Source organism: Pseudoalteromonas sp. C2R02 (assembly GCF_018860845.1).
In the GTDB taxonomy this organism is placed as follows: Bacteria; Pseudomonadota; Gammaproteobacteria; order Enterobacterales; family Alteromonadaceae; genus Pseudoalteromonas.
Window position 1 is genome coordinate 23,706 of the sequence record NZ_JAHKQC010000030.1, and the last position, 24,050, is coordinate 47,755.

Genomic DNA, 24,050 nt, shown 5'->3' on the forward strand with positions numbered 1-24,050 from the left:
TCAACCTCAGACTTAAAAGAAAAATTGTCTGATACCTAATACAGTTGCACCTATAAACACTCCGACAATTATTTTTCCTAATAAGGTTTCGTGCCATTTACTTGCTTTAATCGGCTCAGGAATATTTTCAGTATTATTGCTGTCTTGAGTAATTTTAATATCCTTATTATTGTCGCCTATAACAGAGTTTGATACTGATCCATTAAAATTATTACTCACATTATTCTCAATTTTAGTCAAAAGTACTGTTGATTCTACAGCATGGGTTAATTCCTGAGAATACTTATTAAAAGCAGTTTCTGTCATAGCTTCTTTATCTGCATCCTCTATCACTCGCTGTAAAGCTAAATGCTCTATCCATGACTTCCTGTAAGGGACATCACTCCACATATTAGCAATATCCATCAAAGCTTTATAAGTTTCTTCACCAGGGATTTCTTTCAATGAATTAAATAGGTTATTTCTAGCATCTTGAGCATCGTCTCTTGAAGTCGGAGAATAACACCCCCCGTTTGCCCTATCTATATCATCTTCTTCCCGTATGTATAGATGCATCAATTTATATAACTCCATAGTTGAAGTAACTGTATGATGTGATTTCCTGCCACTCAACTCGTCATAACTACGCTTATTAGATAGCTCAGAAAGTACAGATATAGCTAAGTTCGTAGCATCTTCACTAGCTTTTATTTTTAGCTTCAAACCTAATAGCGGTACACCTTTAATTGCATCTGAACTAATTAATATAGCCCACCACACGCCTTTAAGATTATCGCAATTATTCTTAATTTTGTACTCTGATAAGCTAGCAAGCTCTTCATTGGATATATATTTTGATGTAGTCAATATACGTAAAATATTTTTGTTAATTTGATAACTTGAGTTGTTTGTATCATATATGAGGTCAAGCAATGGTCGAGATAATGTTTCAAATAAGTAATGACCATTTACTAGTATTTGCCCTAAAACATAACGACCTGAATTAGATTCTTCACTATTAGTTAATAACCACTGAATTTCTTGCATTAATATTGATGAAACTAACACAGGGTGAGCTATAAATAACTTCTCAAACCAGATTGGTAACTCATTCATTTCACAAAGAGCTAACTTTGTAGCTTGCTTCACTTCTATTTCAGATAATGACGCCTCCCAATTTTCAATAGTCTCATTTTCAATTCCGACACCACTTAACGCGAAAGTAAAACCATAAGTAGCAGAGCTTAAATCATTTCCTTCTGACTTTAATAACGGGGCATTATAAGAGCGCCAATACGATATTGAAGCGTTTTTATACGCTAAAGCAACCTCATCTCCAAAATCAGAAACCAATACCTCCCAATTTAAGCAACACCAATGATTATTATCTTTAGATTTACTTCTTATACAATCAAACAAATAGCTTTGAAAGCCATTTAACTTACCAGTAACAGCATGCCGTATATCTAGGATAGTTTCAGGTTCAGCTTTTATAGTTGCTACACTTTCAATAAAGTTATTTTTTCTTAATTCTTCTTTTTCTTCACGCTGTTTTGAGAATTTTTCCTCTTGAACTTCGTGCTCTTTTTGCCAATCTTCCTTTACGGGATTTAAGAATCCGTCTAAAAGAGCAGCACCACCTTCAAACTCACGGGATACACCATTAACTTTTTCAAGATCTTCTGAAGTTAGTCCATTTTCTTTTGCTAACGTCCATGCCAATGAAAAGGCGACACACTTGTCATCCCTAATCGACTTAGTCATAACCCATTTTATTACTTGCTGAAAGTCATCGTAATTGAACGCCCAAAACTCATGAAAAGCACGAGCTTGAAACCACATATTAACTGACTTAGGGTTTGAAGATTCTTTATTATCCTCTTCAGTTCTGCTCCTTTCCTTAGCTACGTCGTGCCAAAAAAGTTGATAGTTAAGTTCCTTCCAATTACTAACAGCTTTAGGAAGCTTTTTTTCGTGTTGACTATAGCCTCCACATTTATGATAGACCTGAGCTCTCGAAATAAGCTCAAGCACATTAGTTGATAAGTGTGTTGCGTCTTTTGATTTAATAACCCTGAGTAAAGCTACTTCAACACAGCCAAATAACCATTCATATCGCTCTGAGACCAAACACCTGAAGTGCTTTGCGTAAGGTTTAGTATCAATCATGCCAAACAATGAATCTATTACAGTTAAAACGGAGTCGAAGCTTAATCGCTCTATAAAATTTTCAACCGATGATTGTATAGCCCTATAGCTATATTTACTTGGTTTGTTTATACAAGGGAATATTTCTAGTAATTCACTTACTTGTAATTGATTTCCATATTCATCTAATATCAAACTAGCTAAAGATTCATTATTGCTTTCTGAAAAGGAGGCAAGTAATTCACTAGCATTATCCTTAATCACATCCGGCATCGCTATTTTTTTTAATAACCTTACAGCCAAAGTCATAGATAAAACATCCATTCCAACAGTCTTAGATATTTCACATGCTACATTTTCACACTCTTTAGCTTCAACACATAAAGCCATTTGCAGCAATATTTGCCTTAACTGTTTGTTGCTTAAATATTGCTGCAATAGACTTTGAAATATCCCCCCCATATCAGGGTGGCTGAACCTAGCAATAGCATTAGCGTCAAATGAAATAAATGAATCGTCTGTTGCGCCAATCATCTCACAAAACTTCATGAGTAAAGCTTGACGCTGCTCTATTGGTAACTTAGAAGGGTCTCCCTCTTCTATAAACACTTCTGGCGATATATTTGCTACTACTTCAGCAAAGCTATCGTTCATAAGGGCATACCACGACAATATGGGCTTTAATGTCTGTACAGGAACTTCTATACCGTAAGTAGTACTATAAAATAAAGAACGAAGCTTATCATCGCTCCCTTTACTGGCGTATTTTATTGACACCCACTGAGCAGTTAAATACTCCCTTAGGAGTCTATTTGAAAAACTGACAGTGCCATATGCAGAAGGTTCAAATACAGCTCGATTTAGCAATGTAGTAATTTCATCATTAGTCCAATCAGGAAGAACTTGATGAACATTGAGAATTTCATGATTAACTTTTGCGTCAGGAACAGATATTTTAGACTTTTTACCAAAAGTTAATGCTGCCGCAATTTCTTGTACACCTTTAAGGACTTTTGATAAAGATAAATCACATTTATCACGACCAACCTCTATTAGCTCTAGCTTAATAGTTAACAGATTTTGCAATAACTCAGAGCGAGAACCTATTCTTTGATTCTTTTTCCAAAACTCAACCACCGACAGTAAATCTAATGGTTTTCTGGTGAAAAATTCAGCTTCTTTTTCTTTTACCTCCGCCATAAAGATATCAATATTTTCAATACCTTTTTCTAGAGAAAAGATACGAATTTGTTCATAACTTAAGTCAGAAAAAGAATATACCTCAAAAGAGGATTTAGACTTATCATCATTTTTAAGTAACAACAAATTATTAACAAATTCCAAATCAGTTTTTGGCCGCCAAGCTGAACCTCGGGATGTTATGAATATTTTTGCTCTACTTATCCCCTTGTTAATTTTTTTGCTAAAGCAGCGAAGCGCTTTTTGGAAGTCTTTTTCATTTGCAATTTTTGCTTCATCAACTGAGTCTAAAAAAAAGTACCCATATTCTTGACCTGTCAACCAAGTATCAAATTGAGATATATCACCAAACTCAAAAGCATCTTCAAAGTTATCTTTTATGTCTTCAATTTTTATGAAAAACGAACACTTTTCCTCTGCTGAGAGTTTCTTAGCTTGCTCTCTTATTTCAACAGTTTTACCTGAACCAGCCTCAGCTAAAATGATTATTCGGTCTTTATTTAATAACCCTTCCCAAGTATCTCCATTTCTTGTTCCTAGAGAATAAAAATCTGAAAGATCTTTTTCATCACTTAATGATGTAGGTATTTCATTAAACAGCCGATTAAGTTGAATATAAGAGTTAGACATACAAGTAAAGTCAAAGTTATTAGTACACAAAACTTACCATATTTAAGATAGTTAGCACATATGACTTTTATAGAAACTTATAATAAAATATAATCAGCCTAATGATTGACTGTTTTTGAACTTAAACCTGCAATAATCAAAATTTTCAAAAAATAGTTGTTAGTCTCCGATGCTGATCAAATAAGTAATTTTCGACACTAAGTTACTTTTTAAAATGTATTTGTAGTTTTATTTTTTCTCTTTGTCTTAGGCTTAAAAGCCCTCTTCGCCTTGTATGGTGTACCCTTACCTTTTAATCCACTAAAAGTAACCATTTTCACTTCATTGATTAATACATCTATGCTTTGAGTAATGGGCTCCATAAAATGTGTGTACTTTATTTCTTTTTGGCTAATGGCCTCTAGTTGTGATTCCCAATGAGCTGTCATATCAGGGATTGTCATACGTTGGGGTAATGAACATATTAACTGTGTTCCAACATCAGTAGCCCTAATATCTTTGCCTTTACGTGAAAGAAATTGACGTTTAAATAAAAGCTCAATAATTCCAGCCCTTGTTGCTTCTGTTCCTAGACCATCAGTGTCACGTAATACTTTTTTGATTGAGGTGTCAGTAACATAACGGGCGATACCTGTCATAGCTGAAAGTAATGTAGCATCTGTGAAATATTTAGGTGGCGTAGTTTGCTTTTCTATCAAATCAGCTTGTTGGCAGTGCACTTCGTCACCCTTTGAAACATTAGGAAGGTTGATCGCTGAAAATTCACTATCCCCTTGTGAACTTTGCTTTGAAGGAAATAAACTTTTCCAACCTTGTGATACCACATCTTTTTGCTTAGCAATAAATAAACCACCTGACACTTCCGTATCAATTTGTTTATCAACATATTCAAAAGGAGGATAAAATTGAATAAGGTACTGCCTAGCCACTAGTTCATAAATATTATTTTCAGCAGGTGATAAGCGGCTTAAATCAGTTGATTTTGATGTAGGAATTATTGCGTGGTGGGCACTTACCTTTGAGTCATTCCATGCTTTACTTTTTAAACTAAGATTTGCGTTGTTAGCTGCATCATTCAAAGCTGAGCATGATTTACTAATAGCTCCAACGACTTGCTTAACATCGTTCAAGTGCTCTTTGGGTAAATATCGACAATCTGAGCGAGGGTAAGTAATTAATTTATGTCGCTCATATAATTGCTGACACGTATCAAGTACTGATTGTGCGCTCATACCAAACCTTTTTGCTGCATCAATTTGTAAGGCTGATAAACTGTACGGTAATGGCGGAGGTGTCGCTTTTTTTGCTTGAGTTACATTAACAATTTTTCCTGATTTATTTTGTACCTTTGATACAACGTTTAAGGCTAATGCTTTGGATAACACTCGATTATCTTCATCCATGTAAGGCTCACATGCTTTGCTTGGACGCCATTTAGCCTGATAAGGCTCACCTTTAGAAGTAATAAGAGTACAGGTAACCTCATAAAATGGTTTTGATACAAAATTCGCAATCTCTAAGTCTCTGTGAACGATTAAACCTAAAACTGGTGTTTGTACTCGGCCAATTGATAAAACACCGTTATAACCTGACTGACGCCCTTGTAACGTGCATAGACGAGTCATGTTGATTCCATACAGCCAATCAGCTCTTGCGCGTGCTAATGCAGATGTCGCAAGAGGAATGAAGTCGGTATTTTTACGTAAATTATTTAATGCTTTTTTTACTGCCGCTGGGTTTAAGTCACTTATTAAGCACCTTAATACCTCCGCTTTTTTAGCTTTAGATACACCGCTATGATTGATCACCTCATCAATCAAAATTTGCCCAACTCGATCTGGATCGCCCATATTTACTAACGTACTGGCTTTTTTTATTAATGTTTTTACTACTGTAAATTGCTTTCTTGTTTGACTTTTAACGACAAGCTTCCATTTATCAGGAACAATAGGCAAATGCTCAACAGCCCATTTTTTATAATCAGGGTTGTACGCCTCTGGCTCTGCTTGTTCTAATAAATGACCGATACACCAAGTAACAACGTCGCCATTACCAGCAGTGATAAAACCATCACTTTTCTTATGCGGTTTAGGTAATACATCTACTAGTGCTCTGCCGAGGCTTGGTTTTTCTGCAATAAACAATCTCAAACTTTTTTACCTGTAATTGGACTAACTTTATATATTTCTAGTTGTTGCTCTAACAAAGATACCTTTTCTAACGCTTCAAAAAGCGTAAATTCAAGCTGAGCATTATGAGCTAAAACTTGATCACTAAACGCTTTTATTTGGTCACGCTGAGATCTATAACGCTCTTTTAATTCTTTTTCTTTGTCGCGCTGCTCGCGTAGTTTACTTTCAGCCTGTTTGTTTTTTACACTTTTATCTACGGCTGAACCTTGCTTTAGTAACTGAATTCTTTGATTAGCAATTTCAACAAATTCTGAATAATAATAAATACCACCAGAACTTAAACCAGCTTCATCATTGATTCTCTTTAAGCTAATGCGCCCATCAGGTTTTGTATTTAATGGCTCACCATCAATAAGCCTATCCCATGCTTGCTCTAACCTGATTAACGTTTCTCTGCCTCTATCTGATTGTTCTGTCATAGGTGCTCTTATAAAAGTGTTTGATTAATGTCGTGTTTGAATACATCAAAGGCAATATTATGATCTTTAAAACATTGTTCTATCGATTTAATTTCATAATAGAGCTTCGACAATATGTTCGGCATTTTCAATCCAAACTCGATCAATGATTCAAATTTGGTTATTAATAGGTTTCTTTTGGGAAGAAGTTCTAACGCCTTGGTTTTAGTAACAACCGCATACTTACAGACAGGCGCATCACAAATACGGTCACATCGGGGATTAGTACAGTGGCCAACAGGTGTTTCTATTATAGACATTTGTCCATCACGAACTTGCTTTGAAATTTCGTCACGGCTCAAATAAATGGTGCTTCTGTCTTCACCTCGTAAACTTTCTATTCGTTTACCTTCAGCTCCAGACAGCGATTCTGCTTCATTATAAATATGGTAAAGAGTGTCGGTCATGAACTCATGATTTTCTTGTGCTATATCTAAAAGTAATTCTTTATCTAACATCATGTCAAAATAGCCAGCCACATTTGCTTGGTTGGAGTACCAAGAAGTCATAAAAATATTGAGATGTTTAAATTGATATTTTAAGTCTAAGAGCGATGCCAGTTTATTACGAACAATATAAACCGCAAAAGTTCTTCGAAAACAATGTGGGTTAGGAATTAATGTTTCACCAACTTTTAATTCATCTTTTCGTGATGGATTTAAAAGGTTAAATTCAGTAACATCGTGGGAAGTAGCTCTGTAATTAACAAACTTAACAAAGCTTTTTAAAGAACACTCAATGCCTTGACGTCCTGCAGATGGATGCCTAGCTGTTGGTGAATATGATAAAAAAAGCGAGTCTGCTTCTTTTATCATTTTTTGTTGTTCATCAATGTGGAAATATAACTTAGCTCGTTCTTTCCAAGCATTCCTTGAGAATTCATAAATGTCATATATAAGTTCAATAGCTTGTTGTACAGCAGGAATAGTTACCCAGCTTGTTTGTCTTTCTACACCTGCAACGTTTACTTTTGTATGAATTCCATTTACTACAGGAATAACCATACCTCCATATTTTTTTTCTTGATAAGACCTAATTGTTAATGACTTAACTTCACCATCTCTACAGCCAGTAAAACCAGCTATGACTATATAACATGCTGCTCGAATTAGGCTTAACCACTGCCCTGTAAGATCTAGTTTAAAATCTATAGTTTTAGTTTGTTCTTGATAATTTTTTTGAGCGTAACCCCTAGCTGTAGGAACACCATACCCTTGTTCAATATTTTTATTGTAATCTTGAATAAAACTTTCATATGTATCACTAATAACCCTTCTACTTGGGTGATACTTAGCAACAACATCTAATGCAACTTTAAAATAATTTGAGGCTATATTTTCTGGTAAAGCTATCGTTTGATGTGAAATTCGGTGACTATTTGCGAGTAAAACAGCTAACTCATCAGCATTATTAATTACTCTAGAGATAACCCCTTCTTTTTTTAAAACGCTAAGTATTATTAAGTAGTTTTTCCATGTTTTGTATTTTAAATTACGGCTTTGAGCTACTTTTATAAAGTCTCTAAACCCTTTATCTGAGTTTATAAAGGTAAAGTCCGTACCGCCACATTCAATAATGCACTTGTCGAAAATTGAAAATGCTTGTATGTACTTCATACCGATACTTTTTTTACTTATGAGATCATCACAATTTAGCAATTTAAAGATTAATCTCTTACAAACTGATTTAAATCCATTACTGAGATTTCCAAAATTTAACTTAACGTCTTCTTTTAGAATTAACCAAATGTCATCTTTGTAATAACTAAAAGGTTCACCATCTGAATAGTAAGAAATAACTTTATTATCAGTATCAGTTACTTTTTGATATACAGCATTAATAGTCTCTAGAGGCTTAATTAACTCTTTCATTATTAATGTAACTCCATTAAAACATTAAAATCGGTTTTATCAGCCCAAAGAGGATGTGGAAGCTCAGAATACTTCACTTCAGCACTTTTATATACGTGAGGAAATTCTCGCTTCAATCGCTCTAAAATTGACTCTACGGTATTAGTAACCTTGGTTAATGTCGTAGTGGGTATTGAGTTAATTGATGGCTGACAGGCGACCTCAAGAATTACATCTCTAAACGAAAGCATAAGCCAAATATCATCAACTTCAGCAATAACAGCATGGTATGGGCAACCAAAACATTCTAAAAACTTATGGCATGCAACCTTATTTTTCTGTTTAGCCAAACCAGCTTTAACTAGTGATTTTTTTAGCTGCTTAGCTTTTTCACCGAAAGAATCTTTACAGCGAAGTCCATTGGATAAATTATTTGGGACTTCCAATTTTTTTTCTAAATAAAACTGCTCTCTCACTGGATCTCTAAAGTGATAAGCACTTTCAATAACCGCTTCATCTAATGACTCTCCTTGAACAGTTCTCTGCCTTACATCAAGCGCTCCAGCAATCGAGAACTCCATTAATTCAGGCATGCCATTAGAATAATGCCTAGAAACGGTCTCAGGACTATTATTTAAACCTTCGGCAACTGAGAAAATACTTTCTGTCGCTCTCATTATCAAAGTAGCTTTAGTTTTTCTAAACCGCTGTGTGCTCAATAGTGGAAGACCTAGTAAACCAAAAGTATTATTAAGTGATACACAGGAACTTGCAGGTGATGTTTTCGTTATTTTATTTTTAATAATATGTGGGAATACATAATCAAACTCCTGTTTTATTATTATTTTTCTTAATAGTAACCAAGTTTCAAAAAATTCTTTAGCCTTTTTACTAAATCCTATTTCAATGAAATTCTCTTTTCCACCTTGCCTGTATTTAACTGTTTTTAAAATATAGCTTCCACTAGATACTTGATTAAACGTATCTGCTGAGATATCTGAAAGCTTCAAATTAAGTAATGCAGACTCATTGGCTCCTGTATAAAAACTTGTTAAATAGAATGCTGTATTTATTAGTTCGTTACGCCATTTATCCAAAAAATTTTTTGTGTAAAGCTTTTTTTTCCAAGCTTTTTCTGTATGACCGTTAAAATTGTTATTTGTTAATAACGTTTCCTCATTGTATAGAGGGTGCACTTGTGGAACAGTATTTGAGATAGCGCACTCTTTATAAGAATTAAAAATTTTATATAAAGCTTTAACTACTTTCTTTAGTTCTTCATCGGAATAAGTCGAGCTAGGTGACGTATCATTGCTTAACGTTAAAAAATCAGCACTTAATTCACATAAAAGAGTCGGGTTCACTTCAGACAAAACCACCTTTATTGAATTTTGAATCTGCATGACTGTTTTTCCTTTTATTCCCTGAAGATATCTACCTTTTAGCTTAAATATATAACTACGGATTGCTATTGCAGAATAGAAATCCTTTATCCCCTTTTCATCACAATGTTGAATTAATGACACGATAGCATTAAAAATATTGATTTTAGTTCTTGGGCGTCTATCTAGTTTTATCATTATGGAATACAGGTTTTTGACTTCCTTCCACCTGTTCATATCTTGTAAAGTTCGATCAAGCTCAAAATTCAAAGTAAAACCTTTAGACTTTGCATTTGGGCAACCTTTAAAGCCTAATCGCCTAAAATAAGCAGTATGGCTATCATCTTTTAGCACCATCTGCTCTATTGGAATTTTGAGCACATCAAGTTCTATATCTTTTTGAATGTGGATGGCTTTGCGCTTTTCATTTCCGATAAAAGCCATAGTCTTATTTCTCGACCTTTAAAACTAGATCAAGGGCTTGCTCATAAACTTCATTAGCCTTCAATGTTTGATGACAAAATTTCAAATAATGCAAAAGTGTCGATCTCGATTTATGACCCATTACAGACTGAATATAATCAAGAGCGTCACCTTCTTTTATCCCTTGATTTAATAGCTCTTTCAAACGAGTTACTGCATAGGTTGAACGCAAGTTATGAAACTTATGATTAAAGCTTGGATATTTTACTTTTACTGTATTTCGAACCTCCCCCCATCTAGCATTAAACGTCCTTGGAGCATAGTAATGCCCATTCTGTGAAATGAATAAAGGTGGATTGCTTAATTTATCAGGGTTCTTTACTTCGAAGAGTTTTCTACGTTTTATATAACGCTTAGAATTAATGTATTGGTGCAATTGAAGCATTAGCAATGAAGGCATTTCAATAGTTCTACTGCCAGAGCCTTTCGTATCTACTCCCTCTTGCGGAGATATATGTACGCCACTTGAATGGATTAAATACTTATTATTAAGCTGTTCAGCAGTTGGCTTATAAATAAACTTTGACCTAAACGTAACAAGCTCTTCTCTACGTAACCCTGTATATCGAGCTAAGCTAACAGCAAGTTTAAACTCTTCAGACAAATTAACTAAAGTAGCTCCTTTTGAAGTATTTGAATTTACCTTTCCTTGGCGACATATCTCATAAACCAAAGTCCATTCATGTTCACTTAAAGGCACAAGCTCTCTTGGCATACCAAAATTACTTTTATCTTTAGGTAAGTTCAGTCTAATGTCTGTCGAGTCGACAAAGATAAACTTACCTCTCATGAACTCATGACCACCATCAATGTTTACTTTAATTGTTTTGTAGTTAAATGGTTTATTTATGAATTCATAGCCTTTGTTCAAATAAAACCTATAAAAACTAACAACTGATCCTAAGTAGTTATTAGCTGTTGTTCTAGCTAGTTCTCCATTTTTTACCGCATCTTTAAGATGTTTACTGAACTTATATGTAGGTTTATTTCTTGAAGTTATAGGCATTTCATCCCACTCAACTCCGATAGCATCTAGGAAGATAAAATAATGTAATAAGGATTGAGCTTGAGTGCTTACACTTTTTCGGTATAGAGAGGTCTTTAGATAAATTAGCCAGTTATTAACAATACTAACGGGCAAACCATTGTCTTGATACAACAACACAATATTCTGAACATCATGGCCTTTTCCACTAAAATTAAAGCTGATCTCACCAGTGTCTGAATTAACTGACTTAGATAATTTTTGGTCAATAGTTAAACTTGGTACAGTCCATAAAATGTAATTCATTAGCCATATCCTATTTCACACTTTTAACAATATTTAATGTAACAGTGATATTTCATTAAAATATCGTAACAGTGCTCTATCGGGATCGCCGGCATTAACTAATACATCAGCCTGTTTAATTAATTTTTTTAAAACCGTTAATTGTTTACGGGTTTGTGCTTTAGGTTTAAGTTGCCAAGTCTCTGGCACAATAGGTAAATCAGCGGCATTCCATTTTTTGTATTTATCATCATAGCTATCAGGCTCAGCTTGCTCTAATAAATGGCCTATGCACCAACTTACAATATCGCCACCCGCAACTTCTATATAGCCATCTTGTTTTTTATGAGGCTTAGGTAAGGCATCAGCAATAGCACGGGCAAGAGATGGTTTTTCAGCAATATACAATTTCATATTATTAGTCTTAGATATCTGCATTTAAGATACTGGTTACTTATACAGTTATCATAATCGCTGTTTGTTTGTATTGCTAATTTTTATTGTATTTATTAATTAGCATCCGACATGTTAAAAACAATTAATTTAGCTTTTTCAATTAAATAGAATAGTAATGGCCACACACATAATAAAACAACTAAGCTATTAGAAAGTGGAATAATCGTTTGATATAAAACAGAGATAAATTGAATATTGAGTATTTGCACATCAACAATACGTAGCAGTTGAACCAACATAGCGGGAATAACACATATTTGTGCGCTAATGCACAAACTGAGACTTATTTTATCTTTTAAGCCTAAATAAGCAATGATTGCCATCCAAACAATATCATTGCTTATCCAAAATACATAACGATATATGCGATTTGGATCATATTCAAAAATATAAGGCGTTAATAGATAGCTGAGTAAAAAAGAAAGCAAAGTAACACAGGTAAATAAAAATGCAGATCTGTCTTTATTAGCAAAATAAATCAATGCACAGCAAGCAATGATGATCATTTGCCAATCAAGTATGAGATGTAATAACTCTTTTATCGTCATAATTTTTATAGTCGTAAAACAATAAAAGGAAATCACATGATTTCCTTTTCATATATTCTATTTTGGTGGGTCAGGTGGGTCGTCATTTCCACCACCACCGCCGGGCATAAAAGCGTATTTATCAAGTAATGTCATATCCATGCTCCTTATCCATTTGCCATTTGCTTAAATAAGTTTAAGCACTTTTAATAATAGGAAAGATTCCATTTAAATAAAGGAAAAATCAGATATGGATTAAAATCAAAAAACATTAAGCTATAAGAATGCTATAAGAATGCTATAAGAATAAAGCTAAACTTCGACTTCTGCTTCAGACTTTTTATTTTTTAAGTATTGAGTAAAAACCACAAATAAAGGGGCAAAACATAAAACTACTGTTGCGGTATTAATTAAAGGCAATAACCCTTTATAAAGATAATCGGTATAAGTTAAATCAAAATAGTGACGATCCACTAAACGCATAAGTTGAAGTAAAGGTGCAGGTAAAACAATTAATTGACCAATAATCGATTGCCAAAGATGTATTTTATCTTTTATGGTGAGGTAGGCAATTAACCCCATCCAAGCTAAGTCATTAAATGCCCAAAATATATACCGAAAAATAAAATAATCTTGGTCATAAATTTTAATAAAGCTATTTAGAGAAATAGCCCATAGAAAAAAAATGAATGTAATAAAACAAAATAAAGTCCCCTTTGTATCTTTTGATACAAAACAAAAGATAGTAGCCAGCACTATCAATATAGCTTGACTACTATATACAAAATCTAGGATTAAAAGGAGCATTGCCTAGAATTAATCTTTCTTCTTTGGTGGTTCATTTTCATCATTACCACTACCGCCGCCAGGCATATACGAATATTTATCAATTGTATTCATAATATTTTCCTTAATTTTAGTTATTTCTCTTTATAAAAATTTTAAAAACTCACCCCTACGAAAGAGTGAGTTTTAAAGTATAACAATTGTACATAAATGCCAAGAGAGCTTTTGATATTTATCTAAATTATTTTCCAACTTGAATTGGATCTGATTCTTTTGCTTTGCCTTGCATAATTGAAATCTCAACTCTGCGATTACGTTTACGAGTTTCAATGTCTGTATTTGGCACTAAAGGTCGGGTTTCTGCATGACCAATTACCACCATACGATTTTTATCAAACCCACGCACTTTTTGCATTTCACTCGCAACTGCAACCGCACGTTTTGCTGATAAATCCCAGTTATTGAAATATAATTCGTTACTAACCTGATAATCATCAGTATGGCCCGATACTTCAATCTCACCCGGTACATCTTTTAATAAATCTGCTATTTCTTGAATAATAGGTTTAAATTGTGGTTGTAAAAAAGCACTACCCGACGGAAAAGAGCCATTTTCCCGAATACGAATGATGATTTGCTGCCCTAAAGATTCCAACTCTATTGCGCCATCTATTATTTGTTGCTCAAGCTGTTGCGCTATCTTCTTAACCAGTTCATTCACTTGTTCTTGATCGGCTGTTTTTTCGGCTTTAGCCGCAGACTCTTGTTTAGCGGTACTTTGTGATTCACCACCCCGTTTATTACCTCGTTGCTCTTGACGACCACCAGCAGAGGCTTCATCACCCGCCTGAAACTCTAACATTTGCTGTGTCATTTCAGTGGTTTGCTGTTGAATAGTCTCAATAGGTGTTGGTTCAGGTTTACCTGGGGTAAATTCCTGCGCTATTACACTGGTACCTTTTGGAATATCTTTAACTTCAAGTTTATTTTGCACACCAAATGCAAACTTCATAGAGCCTGCAATTTGTTTAAACTTAAGTACATCCATTTCTGACATGGCTAATAGTAATACAAAGAAACACATCAGCAATGACATTAAATCTGCAAATGTGCCCATCCATGCAGGTAAACCAACGGGAGGACATTTACACTCTTCTTGTTCGTCAGACATAACTATTCCTCAGTACTGACTTCGCGTTTAGATTCTGCGATATAGTTTTTCAATATGCCTTCGATTACTTTAGGGTTTTGACCATCTTGGATACCTAAGATGGCATCTAAAATAAGTTTTTGATTTAATTCTTCTTCATCTCGACGTACTTCTAATTTTGCTTGAATTGGAATAGCGATTACGTTTGCTAAAAACGCACCATAAAGAGTTGTTAGTAGTGCTACCGCCATTGCAGGTCCAATCGCTTTTGGATCATCCATGTTTGATAACATAGCAACAAGACCGATTAATGTACCTATCATGCCCATTGCCGGAGCAACATCACCAAGTGATTTAAACAAGCTTGCACCTAAGTCATGTCGGTTTGTAGTTAAAGTAATGTCTTTTTGTAAGGTGGCTCTTACAACATCAGCATCATGACCATCTACTAACATGTCGATGCCCTTTTGCATAAAAACATTTGGAATTTCTGCTTCTTCTAATGCTAAAAACCCCCCTTTTCTGGCTGAATCGGCTAACTCTACTGATTTTTCAATTAATACCTCTGGCGCTTCAAGTTTAAACATAAAAGCTTTAACACCCACTTTACCGATAGAAAAAAACTGACCCATAGTAAAATTAGACAGCACCACAAAAAATGATCCACAAAATACGATTAATACCGACGGTACATCTACAAACATGCCTAACTCGCCACCTAGTAGCATCGCCATCACGATAAAACCTATGGCACCAACCATTCCTATTATTGTTGCTAAATCCACAAACCCTCCAAGGGCACTTCAAACTTGTTGTTTATATTAAGTTAGTTTTAACTATCGGCAAATATTTTTTTTTCTAAAGGACATTTATTTTCAATAAATTTAGCATCAATTAACGGCCTATATAGTCAATCCTAGTCATAAAAAATTAAAAAACCTATGTAAATGGTTAATTGTTGTTTGTATTCGATGCTGATCCCCCATAAAATTGACCTCCTCACTCGTATGTATAATAAAAAGAGAATCAAACTATGGCTGTAAAAAAACCAGAAAACCTCAGTTTTGAACAAGCAATGTCAGAACTCGGTAACATAGTCACAGAAATGGAAAATGGTGAACTTACTCTGGAGCAGTCTTTAAAACAGTTTGAACGTGGTGTTCAATTAGCAAATGCTTCTTCATCAAAGCTAAGCCAAGCAGAACAAAAAGTTAAAATTTTAATGGGTAATAATGAAAATAGCCCATTAACCAATTTTGATTCTGATCCGGAATAATCCAGTGAATGACTCTCCAAAGAATATCAAGCCTGAGCTAATAGTAGCTCAAGAACGCATTGCTTGCGTTTTAAATAGTTTAATTGATAAACAAAATAATACCGATGAAACTTTAAAATCTGCTACCAGATATAGTTTATTAAATGGTGGTAAACGATTAAGACCTTTTTTAGTGTATACCACAGGTAAAATGCTTAACGCACATGATTCTGACTTAGATGCAGCAGCCAGTGCCATTGAATGTATCCATAGTTATTCTTTAGTACATGATGACTTACCAGCTATGGACGATGATGACTTACGCCGAGGAAAACCCACTTGTCATATAGAGTTTGATGAAGCAACTGCTATTTTAGCGGGTGATTCATTGCAAACCTTAGCCTTTGAAACTTTATCTACACATAATTTTGTTGGAATTAGCCATAAGCAGCAAGTTGCATTAATATCTGTTTTAGCACAAGCCTCTGGATTAACAGGTATGTGTGGTGGTCAGTCATTAGATTTAGCAGCAACTGATAAAGCGGTATCGCTTGAGCAGTTAGAACAAATTCATAATTTAAAAACAGGTGCACTGCTTAGAGCAGCGATTAAATTAGGTGCTTTGTGTTCACCTAATTGTACCTCTGATATACTCACTAAATTAGATGACTTTGGCAAAGCGATTGGATTAGCTTTTCAAGTACAAGACGATATTTTAGATATAGAAGCCGATACTGAAACTTTAGGTAAACCTCAAGGGTCAGATGTAGCAGCCAATAAGTCAACATATCCGGCATTATTAGGCTTACAAGGCGCAAAAGACAAAGCAAGGCAATTATATCAAGATGCACTCGCTGCACTTGATGATATCAAGGCTGATACCAGCGAATTACAAGCCCTTGCCACGTATATAATAGAAAGAGATCATTAGGATAACGAATAAATATCATGACATTTGATAGCAGCAAGTATCCCTTATTAAGCATAGTAGATAAGCCTGAGCAACTAAGACAGTTGCCACATGATAAATTAGTACCTCTTAGCAATGAGCTCAGAGAGTATTTACTAAATTCAGTTTCACAAAGTAGCGGTCATTTAGCTTCAGGCCTTGGTACTGTTGAACTAACCGTTGCATTACACTATGTATTTAATACACCCGTTGATAGATTAATTTGGGATGTAGGCCATCAAGCTTACCCTCATAAAATATTAACCGAGCGTAAAGAGCTCATGCACACCATACGCCAAAAAGATGGTTTGCATCCTTTCCCGTATCGTGGTGAAAGTGAATACGATACATTTAGTGTAGGCCATTCTAGTACCTCAATTTCAGCTGCATTAGGCATGTCGTTGGCCGCTAAAAAAGAAGGTAAAGATCGCAAAGTTGTTGCCGTAATTGGCGATGGCGCGATGACTGCGGGTATGGCGTTTGAAGCAATGAACCACGCAGGTAATTTAGATTCAGATATGCTCGTTATCTTAAATGATAATGAGATGTCAATTTCTGAACCTGTTGGCGCATTAAATAACCATTTTGCCCGTATTTTGTCTGGTAGTTTTTATAGTAATATCAGAGAAGGCAGTAAAAAAATATTATCGGGTATGCCTCCAGTAAAAGAACTTGCCAGTAGAATGGAAGAGCACTTAAAAGGCATGGTGATCCCTGGTACTTTCTTTGAAGAACTTGGCTTTAACTATATTGGTCCAATTGATGGCCATGATGTTGATATGCTAACTGATACTTTACGTAATATGCGTAATTTAAAAGGTCCGCAGTTATTACATGTTCGTACCAAAAAGGGTAAAGGTTATAAACCAGCAGAGGCCGATCCAATTGGTTACCATGGCGTGCCTAAGTTCGACCCCGCTACTACAAGCTTACCTAAAGCTAAACCGAGTGCGCCTACTTTTTCCAAAATATTTGGTGATTGGTTATGTGACATGGCTGCCACTGATGACAAATTAGTTGCTATTACACCTGCTATGCGTGAAGGTTCTGGCATGGTACGTTTTTCTAAAGAGTTTCCTGATAAATACTTTGATGTTGCGATAGCTGAACAACACGCTGTTACGCTTGCGGCAGGCTTTGCATGTGAAGATCAAAAACCTGTTGTCGCTATTTATTCTAGCTTTTTACAACGTGCATACGATCAACTTATTCATGACGTTGCTTTACAAAACTTAGATGTGCTATTCGCGATTGATCGTGCTGGTATTGTTGGTGCTGATGGTGAAACCCATCATGGTTCTTATGATTTGAGCTTTATGCGCTGCATACCTAATATGGTTATTATGGCGCCTTCTGATACTAATGAATGTCGTCAAATGCTTTATACAGGTTATCACCTAAATGGACCTGTCGCAGTAAGATACCCTCGTGGTACAGCAGGCGATGCCCAAGTTGAAAAAGACATGATACAACTTGAATTAGGTAAAGCTAAACACATTCGTGAAGGTGAAAAAATTGCGATTTTATCTTTTGGTACTCTTTTAGGTAATGCTAAATCAGTAGCAGATGAACTCAATGCGACTTTAATTGATATGCGCTTTATCAAACCTTTAGATACCGAGCTATTAGCGAACCTTGCTCAGGAACATACTTTATTTGTGACCTTAGAAGATAACGCTATTATGGGTGGAGCAGGCTCAGCTGTTAACGAGTTTGTACAAGCTAATAAGTTAGATATAAAAATATTAAACCTAGGTATACCAGACGAATTCATTAAACATGGTACACAACAAGAAATGAATGAAGTAATGGGCCTAGATAGCAAAGGTATTTTGAATAGTATTCAAAATTGGTAAGATTTTAATACTATTATTTAGAAAGGTGGCTAAGCCACCTTTTTTATTGCTAATTTTTAGCCTTGCTCAGCTTTCCATTTATCAAAATTCGCATAAGGATAATCAGCACCACCTTGCATAACGCTAGCTAACACTGTGTACGCCGCCACCCAAGCTTCTTCTACCTCAGATGTAAATTCATGCTGTAGACCTTGTTTTAAAGTCCATAATAAAGCTGATGCCACTGAATCAAAATCGGCTTTTTTAACGCCGTAAACCTCATGACGACGCCCTAATTGCCAAACTGCCATTTCTACTTTATCAAATTGTTTTAAGCTTCTGACAACTGTCGTGAGGATTTGCATTAACTTTTTACCTTGCTCTTCGATATCATCAGAAAACATAGATTTTAAAGCTGGATTTATTTCAAATAAACGGCCATAAAAGAGACCTGCGGCTTGTTTTGCGATCGGGACTACCTTTTCCCAAGAGACTTGCACTAACTCCAATTGCTGAGGTGTCATAAAAATCCTATTTAGTAAGTCATTGACTATTCAAAGCTTAGTATAAAAATAGGATTTTTGAATTTCTTATAATACGTTATTTTATGCTGTTGCTTTTAATCTAGTCTTAATACGGCTGAGCGCCACTGGTGTGATACCTAAAAACAAGGCTAATTCAGCTTGGCTAATACGTTTAAATATATGAGGATAACCAGATTTAAAACTTTTATATCTTTCTTCTGGTGTCAGGCATAAAAATTGATATTCTCGCTCTTCCTTTCGAGCTGTTAATTGCTGCATATACTCCAGCTCTACATCTTTAAGTTGCGGTGTTTTTTCAGACCACTCCCTCACTTTAGAGTATGGCATAGCAATCACTTCACAGGGTTCAATACAATAACACGCATAAGGTGAAGGCTTTTCAAAAATGACACTCATTAAACTTCCTGATATATCATTTTCAGCTAAAAAGGCTTTTACAAATTCTTTACCATCTGGTTGTATAAAAACCAGTTTAACTAAACCTGATTTGATCCAAAAAAGTCTAGGTTCTAACACCCCTTGATGAAATAAAATATCTCCTGGTTTATAGCTTAAAGTCGGTAAATTATTCCGTTCTGCCACATTCGATAATAATTGCTGATATTTATCCATAATAATCGCCCCTAATTAACCTAAGTTAATGCCCCTTTAGTTAAAGCCAATTAAAATCTCGTTAACTATATTACTAAGGAAAGTAAAATGTTATTAAATGAGAAAAATTTTTTGCTAATCGATAACCCATCATTTCCTTCTCGTCAATTTTGTCATTATTTAACAGAAAAAAATTCAAAAGTAATCGGTACAGGTGAGAATACACGAAACTTATTAAGAATGATGTACGACCACTTAGTAGAAGATTATTGCTATTGTGACTTCGCTGATGAACTGAGTATTTCTCAGATGTCAGTTTACCTAAAAAATTACCATGCTTTAGATGGTGTATTTATCTTTGAAAATATGTTTAAAGAGGCAAGCCCTCAAAAACAAAAAATAATTAAAAGTTTACATAAAAATATATATTTAGTGGATGAGCCTGAAATTAATAACTTCAAAATATCCAAACTTAAAAAGTCTCCTGAAACAACTTATAGTTATTTATTTAACCAAGTCGATGAACTTAACTCTTTATTTAACGAACAATTTTTAACGAATGCAACTTAGGCATCTAAATAATTAATCATTTAAAATCAAAAAAGCCATCTAATAGTGATGGCTTTATTTTTTGCTCTATCTAGCTTGTCCTTGCCACCTAAACAATAAAGAGCCACTTATTAAAAACGTAGCAGTCATTAGCAGTAAGGCTACAATATGACTTTTAACTTGCCATAAAGAAGCACCATCTAACATAATTGCTCTGGCAGCTTCTAGCATATGGGTAAGAGGAATAAAGTTAGCTAAAGTCTGAATAAATTCAGGGCTACCTTCTAATGAAAACCACACACCTGATAACATCATCATTGGCCAGGATGCGACATTTAACATGCCTCCTGTGAACTCTTCAGATTCTGAACGCGCAGCGATTAACAGGCCTAAAGAAATTAAACTCACAGTGCCTAATAAAGCGATTATAAATAAATCAATTAAGCTTCCAAGAATATAAAAATCAAAAATCCAGTTACACCCAGTAAATATACCTGTACTGAGCGCCATCATAATTAATAATCTAGAACATACTTGTGCCGTTAAAAACTCGATAGGCCTTAGCGGAGTTGCGTGCAACCTTTTTAATACAGAATTTTTTCGGTAGCGCACAATTACATATCCCACACCAAATAAACATGAAAACATCATATTCATACCTAAAATACCAGGCACAACCCAATCTAAATATCGTATTTCTTTGCCCTCTATTGCCTTTCTTTGGTAGTTAAAACTCGACGCTAATAATAACTGCTCAGCAATATAACCCGAATTTGAAGATTGGTTAACCCAATAAATTTCATTGTTAAAATCCACTAATAAGTCTATTTTATGTTGCCTAAGCTTGTTCATCGCAATTAGTTTTTCATCATAGCTTACAAATTCTATATGCTTTAACGCCATTAACTTATGATCATTTGACGTTTGGCTTATATCGGGTAATACGCCTATTTTATAAAGCGTTTTTCCATCTCCGGAGAATATAAAGGCAAAACCAACAACGAGTAAGACAGGAAAAATTAAATTCCAACCAAGTGCAGCACGATCACGAAAAAATTCATAATTGCGCGCGATTAATACCGCTAAAAATCGCTTAAACATGATTAACTCCCTCTAAGCCATGACCTGTTAACTTTAAAAACAAATCATCTAAGTTGGCTGATTTAACCTGTAACCCCTCAAGTGAAACGCCTTGCTCAATCAGTGTGACTAAAGTAGTTTGAATATCTAAACTTTGAACCAGTGCACTTTGTTGCACAAACTGAATATTAAAATGTTGTAATATATTTTGCTTATTATCATGTTCATCAACATTTTTTTTAGGTAACTTAATTAAAGCACCACTAAAGTTCTGCTGTAATAAGGCTTCGGGAGTATCTAGTGCGATAATTTTACCTTTATCCATAATCGCAATTTCATCACATAAATATTCAGCCTCATCCATATAATGGGTTGTCAGTAAGATTGTTTTTCCTTGAGATTTAATCTTATTAACTAAGTACCAAAATAATCTGCGACTATGGGGATCTAATCCGGTTGTAGGTTCATCTAAAAAAACTAACTGAGGATCATTTATTAAAGCTAAAGCTAATAACAATCTTTGTTTTTGACCACCAGAGAGTTTTCGATGATCTTGATTAATAAATTCATTTAACTGACAAAGTGAAATAAGCTCTTTTATAGGTAAAGTTTTTTCGTAAAATGCAGAAAACATTTTTAATGTTTCGATAACAGTAAGATGATCTTGCAACGCAGTATGCTGAAATTGAATACCTAACTCATGATAAATATGTTTATCTATTGCCTTGCCTTGGTATAGGATTTTTCCCGATGTTGGCTCCACAATGCCTTCGAGCATTTCAATCGTGGTTGTTTTACCCGCACCATTTGGCCCTAATAAGCCAAAACAAATACCTTTTTTAACTTTAAAGCTCACCCCATCCACAGCTTTATTTTTTGAAAAATACCTTTTAAGATCTTCAACCTCTAGAATTTCCGACATTAATCCCTCAAATATAAAATACGACTATAGCTATTTTATATAGGAGAAAGTCAAATAAAGGAATATATAAATTAAAAGGGTGGTTTATTAAAAAGTAAGAAAGGAAGCTGAACTATATAATAAAGAGTTAAAAATAAGGGTATAAAAGAAAATAGCGGGCAATAAAACCCGCTCTTCTGCAGATCAGGTTAATTAAGCTACTTCTTTTTCTAAGAAGCTAATAATATCATTTGATTCATATAACCAAGTTACATCATTACCATTTACAATACGTAAACAAGGTACTTTTACACGACCGCCTTGCTCTAATAAAGTTTGACGATGTAATTCATCTTTTTTAGCATCTCTTGTTTCGATGTTTAAGCCATTGCGCTTCATTGAACGGCGTACCTTCACACAAAACGGACATGCTTTAAATTGATATAAAGAAAGGTCTTTTGTTTTTTGATTAACAAGTTCTTGCTCTTGTGGAGCACGTTTTATGCTTTTAGGTGTAAAGATAAAATCCAACAATAAAATAATACGACCTAAAACCCAACGAACTAACTTCATTACAACGCTCCTAATGCAAAATTAAGCGCGCATTTTAACCGTATTATAATAAATTGCAAAGAACAGGTGAAATTCTTAGTAAATTAAAATAACTCAGGATCATTTCCCTTTATAATTTTATTAACTCCAGAATCTGAAATATCTTTAAAGTCCGCCACTTTATTTCTGCCAGTATTTTTTGAGTGGTATAAAGCAATATCCGCTTTTTGCACTAGAGCTGGCACCATTTCATAATTTAATAAAGAGGTAAAACCGATACTTACCGTAAGTTTGCCAACTTGGGGGAATTCAAATAATTCTATTTCAGTGCGTAACCTTTCCAACGCTTGTAATGCACCTTCAGATTTAACACATTGGAATAATACCGCAAATTCCTCTCCGCCATATCTAAAGATATAATCTTCAGCACGAAAACCTGATTTTATTAACCTTGCCATTAAAATAATGACCTCGTCACCAATAACATGACCATAAACATCATTTACTTTTTTAAAAAAATCAATATCAATTATAGCCAAATGCCAAATGTTATTTTTTGGAATTGGCGTTCGAGGAGATAAAAAACCATTGCCAGTAATTATCTCCTGGATTTTTTTATCAAAGGTTTGGCGATTTAATAATTCACTTAAAGGATCTATTTTAGATTTAAACAGCATGAATAACTGATTTGCATAAATATTTAGTAAACTCACCGTTGTTGATATTTGTACATTTGAAAAATCATTGTGCCCAAAAGCTAATACAAAACCTATTACATCACCAAAATGATAAATGGGAAAATAAGTCACCCCATGGGAGTTTATTTCGCCTATATGGATTTTATTAGAGCTCACTTTATCTATGATATTTTCAACTTGTTGATTAGTTAAGTTAAGAGGAGCTTGTGTTTTAGATAAACAAATTTGTTTTGGTGCATGAACATGATCCAAAAATTTATTTACATAAACAGCTATTTTTGTACCAAATAAAATAGATTGAACAGCAGATATCAAAATTAAATCTAATTCTGACTCATCATCCTGCTGCGTTAATGAAATAAGCCAATCGTGCGCACAACTGTTCATTTGTTGAATCAAGAATATTCCCTCCTTTAAGCTCAATTTAAGCTTAGTTAATAAAAAGATTTTTTGTAAAAACAAAGTCGTATTATTTATAAAGTTTTAAATAAATATCATGGTACTTTGATATTAAAAATATTTTAGTTAATGGAATAGTTATTCTGTAGAAGATCTAAGCGCTTTAGAATAGCAACTAGTATATT

The 24,050-nt window shown here is 34.4% G+C and carries 20 protein-coding genes and 1 pseudogene; 4 read left to right on the top strand and 17 right to left on the bottom strand.

Features of this window, described 5'->3' with window-relative positions; genetic code table 11:
• Positions 1–12: 12 nt before the first annotated feature.
• The 11 genes and pseudogenes from KO527_RS11695 to pomA all read right to left on the bottom strand — a co-directional run bounded on the left by KO527_RS11695 (position 13) and on the right by pomA (position 15,296).
• Positions 13–3,957 (bottom strand): hypothetical protein, encoded by a 3,945-nt coding sequence (locus KO527_RS11695; protein ID WP_216040486.1) that lies wholly within the window; start codon positions 3,955–3,957, stop codon positions 13–15.
• A 209-nt stretch (positions 3,958–4,166) separates the two neighbouring features.
• Positions 4,167–6,107 carry a DNA topoisomerase III gene (locus KO527_RS11700; RefSeq protein ID WP_216040487.1) on the bottom strand — a complete coding sequence of 647 codons (1,941 nt, stop codon included), beginning with the start codon at positions 6,105–6,107 and terminating at the stop codon, positions 4,167–4,169.
• Entirely contained in the window at positions 6,104–6,568 is a 465-nt protein-coding gene (locus KO527_RS11705; protein ID WP_216040488.1) for a hypothetical protein, read from the bottom strand. Before KO527_RS11705 ends, KO527_RS11700 begins: the two co-directional genes overlap by 4 nt.
• An 8-nt stretch (positions 6,569–6,576) precedes the next feature.
• Positions 6,577–8,478: a site-specific integrase gene (locus KO527_RS11710; protein WP_216040489.1), complete on the bottom strand. Its 1,902-nt coding sequence runs from the start codon at positions 8,476–8,478 to the stop codon at positions 6,577–6,579.
• Between the two features lie 2 nt (positions 8,479–8,480).
• Positions 8,481–10,283 carry a site-specific integrase gene (locus tag KO527_RS11715; protein ID WP_216040490.1) on the bottom strand — a complete coding sequence of 601 codons (1,803 nt, stop codon included), beginning with the start codon at positions 10,281–10,283 and terminating at the stop codon, positions 8,481–8,483.
• 4 nt (positions 10,284–10,287) lie between these two features.
• Positions 10,288–11,613, bottom strand: a complete 1,326-nt coding sequence (locus KO527_RS11720) for a site-specific integrase (RefSeq protein WP_216040491.1) — start codon at positions 11,611–11,613, stop codon at positions 10,288–10,290.
• Positions 11,614–11,688: 75 nt separating this feature from the next.
• Positions 11,689–12,006: pseudogene (locus KO527_RS11725) on the bottom strand (toprim domain-containing protein); the annotation flags it as partial.
• Positions 12,007–12,101: 95 nt separating this feature from the next.
• Positions 12,102–12,632 carry a hypothetical protein gene (locus tag KO527_RS11730; RefSeq protein WP_216040493.1) on the bottom strand — a complete coding sequence of 177 codons (531 nt, stop codon included), beginning with the start codon at positions 12,630–12,632 and terminating at the stop codon, positions 12,102–12,104.
• A gap of 255 nt (positions 12,633–12,887) precedes the next feature.
• Complete coding sequence (locus tag KO527_RS11735; protein WP_216040494.1) at positions 12,888–13,382, bottom strand: hypothetical protein; 495 nt, start codon at positions 13,380–13,382, stop codon at positions 12,888–12,890.
• A gap of 220 nt (positions 13,383–13,602) precedes the next feature.
• Entirely contained in the window at positions 13,603–14,532 is a 930-nt protein-coding gene (locus tag KO527_RS11740; protein ID WP_216040495.1) for a flagellar motor protein MotB, read from the bottom strand.
• A gap of 2 nt (positions 14,533–14,534) precedes the next feature.
• Positions 14,535–15,296, bottom strand: coding sequence for a flagellar motor protein PomA (gene pomA / locus KO527_RS11745; protein ID WP_216040496.1), 762 nt, complete (start codon positions 15,294–15,296; stop codon positions 14,535–14,537).
• A 248-nt stretch (positions 15,297–15,544) separates the two neighbouring features.
• On the opposite strand from pomA, the gene xseB reads away from it, so the two are divergent.
• From xseB to dxs, 3 genes are read left to right on the top strand one after another with little or no spacing between them, the layout of a single operon-like run.
• Positions 15,545–15,787, top strand: coding sequence for an exodeoxyribonuclease VII small subunit (gene xseB, locus KO527_RS11750; protein ID WP_042147557.1), 243 nt, complete (start codon positions 15,545–15,547; stop codon positions 15,785–15,787).
• A gap of 40 nt (positions 15,788–15,827) precedes the next feature.
• Entirely contained in the window at positions 15,828–16,697 is an 870-nt protein-coding gene (gene ispA, locus KO527_RS11755; protein ID WP_354668619.1) for a (2E,6E)-farnesyl diphosphate synthase, read from the top strand.
• A gap of 17 nt (positions 16,698–16,714) precedes the next feature.
• Positions 16,715–18,571, top strand: a complete 1,857-nt coding sequence (gene dxs, locus KO527_RS11760; RefSeq protein WP_216040497.1) for a 1-deoxy-D-xylulose-5-phosphate synthase — start codon at positions 16,715–16,717, stop codon at positions 18,569–18,571.
• A gap of 56 nt (positions 18,572–18,627) precedes the next feature.
• Here dxs and KO527_RS11765 read toward each other — a convergent pair whose 3' ends face one another.
• Entirely contained in the window at positions 18,628–19,074 is a 447-nt protein-coding gene (locus KO527_RS11765) for a globin family protein (RefSeq protein ID WP_216040498.1), read from the bottom strand.
• Between the two features lie 81 nt (positions 19,075–19,155).
• The gene (locus KO527_RS11770; RefSeq protein ID WP_216040499.1) at positions 19,156–19,707 is read right to left on the bottom strand and encodes a Crp/Fnr family transcriptional regulator; all 552 of its coding nucleotides are present in this window, start codon (positions 19,705–19,707) and stop codon (positions 19,156–19,158) included.
• 87 nt (positions 19,708–19,794) lie between these two features.
• On the opposite strand from KO527_RS11770, the gene KO527_RS11775 reads away from it, so the two are divergent.
• Positions 19,795–20,256, top strand: coding sequence for a hypothetical protein (locus KO527_RS11775; protein WP_216040500.1), 462 nt, complete (start codon positions 19,795–19,797; stop codon positions 20,254–20,256).
• 66 nt (positions 20,257–20,322) lie between these two features.
• Here KO527_RS11775 and KO527_RS11780 read toward each other — a convergent pair whose 3' ends face one another.
• The 4 genes from KO527_RS11780 to KO527_RS11795 form a co-directional block, all read right to left on the bottom strand.
• Entirely contained in the window at positions 20,323–21,336 is a 1,014-nt protein-coding gene (locus tag KO527_RS11780) for an ABC transporter permease (protein WP_216040501.1), read from the bottom strand.
• Entirely contained in the window at positions 21,329–22,237 is a 909-nt protein-coding gene (locus KO527_RS11785; protein ID WP_216040502.1) for an ABC transporter ATP-binding protein, read from the bottom strand. Before KO527_RS11785 ends, KO527_RS11780 begins: the two co-directional genes overlap by 8 nt.
• A 192-nt stretch (positions 22,238–22,429) precedes the next feature.
• Entirely contained in the window at positions 22,430–22,789 is a 360-nt protein-coding gene (locus KO527_RS11790) for a glutaredoxin (protein ID WP_216040503.1), read from the bottom strand.
• 83 nt (positions 22,790–22,872) lie between these two features.
• Positions 22,873–23,865: a GGDEF domain-containing protein gene (locus tag KO527_RS11795; protein WP_252733650.1), complete on the bottom strand. Its 993-nt coding sequence runs from the start codon at positions 23,863–23,865 to the stop codon at positions 22,873–22,875.
• Positions 23,866–24,050 lie beyond the last annotated feature (185 nt).

Excerpts from the sequence above, each read along its gene's own strand:
- KO527_RS11695 (WP_216040486.1), bottom strand. The coding sequence starts at position 3,957 with ATGTCTAACTCTTATATTCAACTTAATCGGCTGTTTAATGAAATACCT.
- KO527_RS11705 (WP_216040488.1), bottom strand. The coding sequence starts at position 6,568 with ATGACAGAACAATCAGATAGAGGCAGAGAAACGTTAATCAGGTTAGAG.
- KO527_RS11710 (WP_216040489.1), bottom strand. The coding sequence starts at position 8,478 with ATGAAAGAGTTAATTAAGCCTCTAGAGACTATTAATGCTGTATATCAA.
- KO527_RS11715 (WP_216040490.1), bottom strand. The coding sequence starts at position 10,283 with ATGGCTTTTATCGGAAATGAAAAGCGCAAAGCCATCCACATTCAAAAA.
- KO527_RS11720 (WP_216040491.1), bottom strand. The coding sequence starts at position 11,613 with ATGAATTACATTTTATGGACTGTACCAAGTTTAACTATTGACCAAAAA.
- KO527_RS11735 (WP_216040494.1), bottom strand. The coding sequence starts at position 13,382 with ATGCTCCTTTTAATCCTAGATTTTGTATATAGTAGTCAAGCTATATTG.
- KO527_RS11740 (WP_216040495.1), bottom strand. The coding sequence starts at position 14,532 with ATGTCTGACGAACAAGAAGAGTGTAAATGTCCTCCCGTTGGTTTACCT.
- xseB (WP_042147557.1), top strand. The coding sequence starts at position 15,545 with ATGGCTGTAAAAAAACCAGAAAACCTCAGTTTTGAACAAGCAATGTCA.
- dxs (WP_216040497.1), top strand. The coding sequence starts at position 16,715 with ATGACATTTGATAGCAGCAAGTATCCCTTATTAAGCATAGTAGATAAG.
- KO527_RS11765 (WP_216040498.1), bottom strand. The coding sequence starts at position 19,074 with ATGACACCTCAGCAATTGGAGTTAGTGCAAGTCTCTTGGGAAAAGGTA.
- KO527_RS11770 (WP_216040499.1), bottom strand. The coding sequence starts at position 19,707 with ATGGATAAATATCAGCAATTATTATCGAATGTGGCAGAACGGAATAAT.
- KO527_RS11775 (WP_216040500.1), top strand. The coding sequence starts at position 19,795 with ATGTTATTAAATGAGAAAAATTTTTTGCTAATCGATAACCCATCATTT.
- KO527_RS11780 (WP_216040501.1), bottom strand. The coding sequence starts at position 21,336 with ATGTTTAAGCGATTTTTAGCGGTATTAATCGCGCGCAATTATGAATTT.
- KO527_RS11785 (WP_216040502.1), bottom strand. The coding sequence starts at position 22,237 with ATGTCGGAAATTCTAGAGGTTGAAGATCTTAAAAGGTATTTTTCAAAA.
- KO527_RS11790 (WP_216040503.1), bottom strand. The coding sequence starts at position 22,789 with ATGAAGTTAGTTCGTTGGGTTTTAGGTCGTATTATTTTATTGTTGGAT.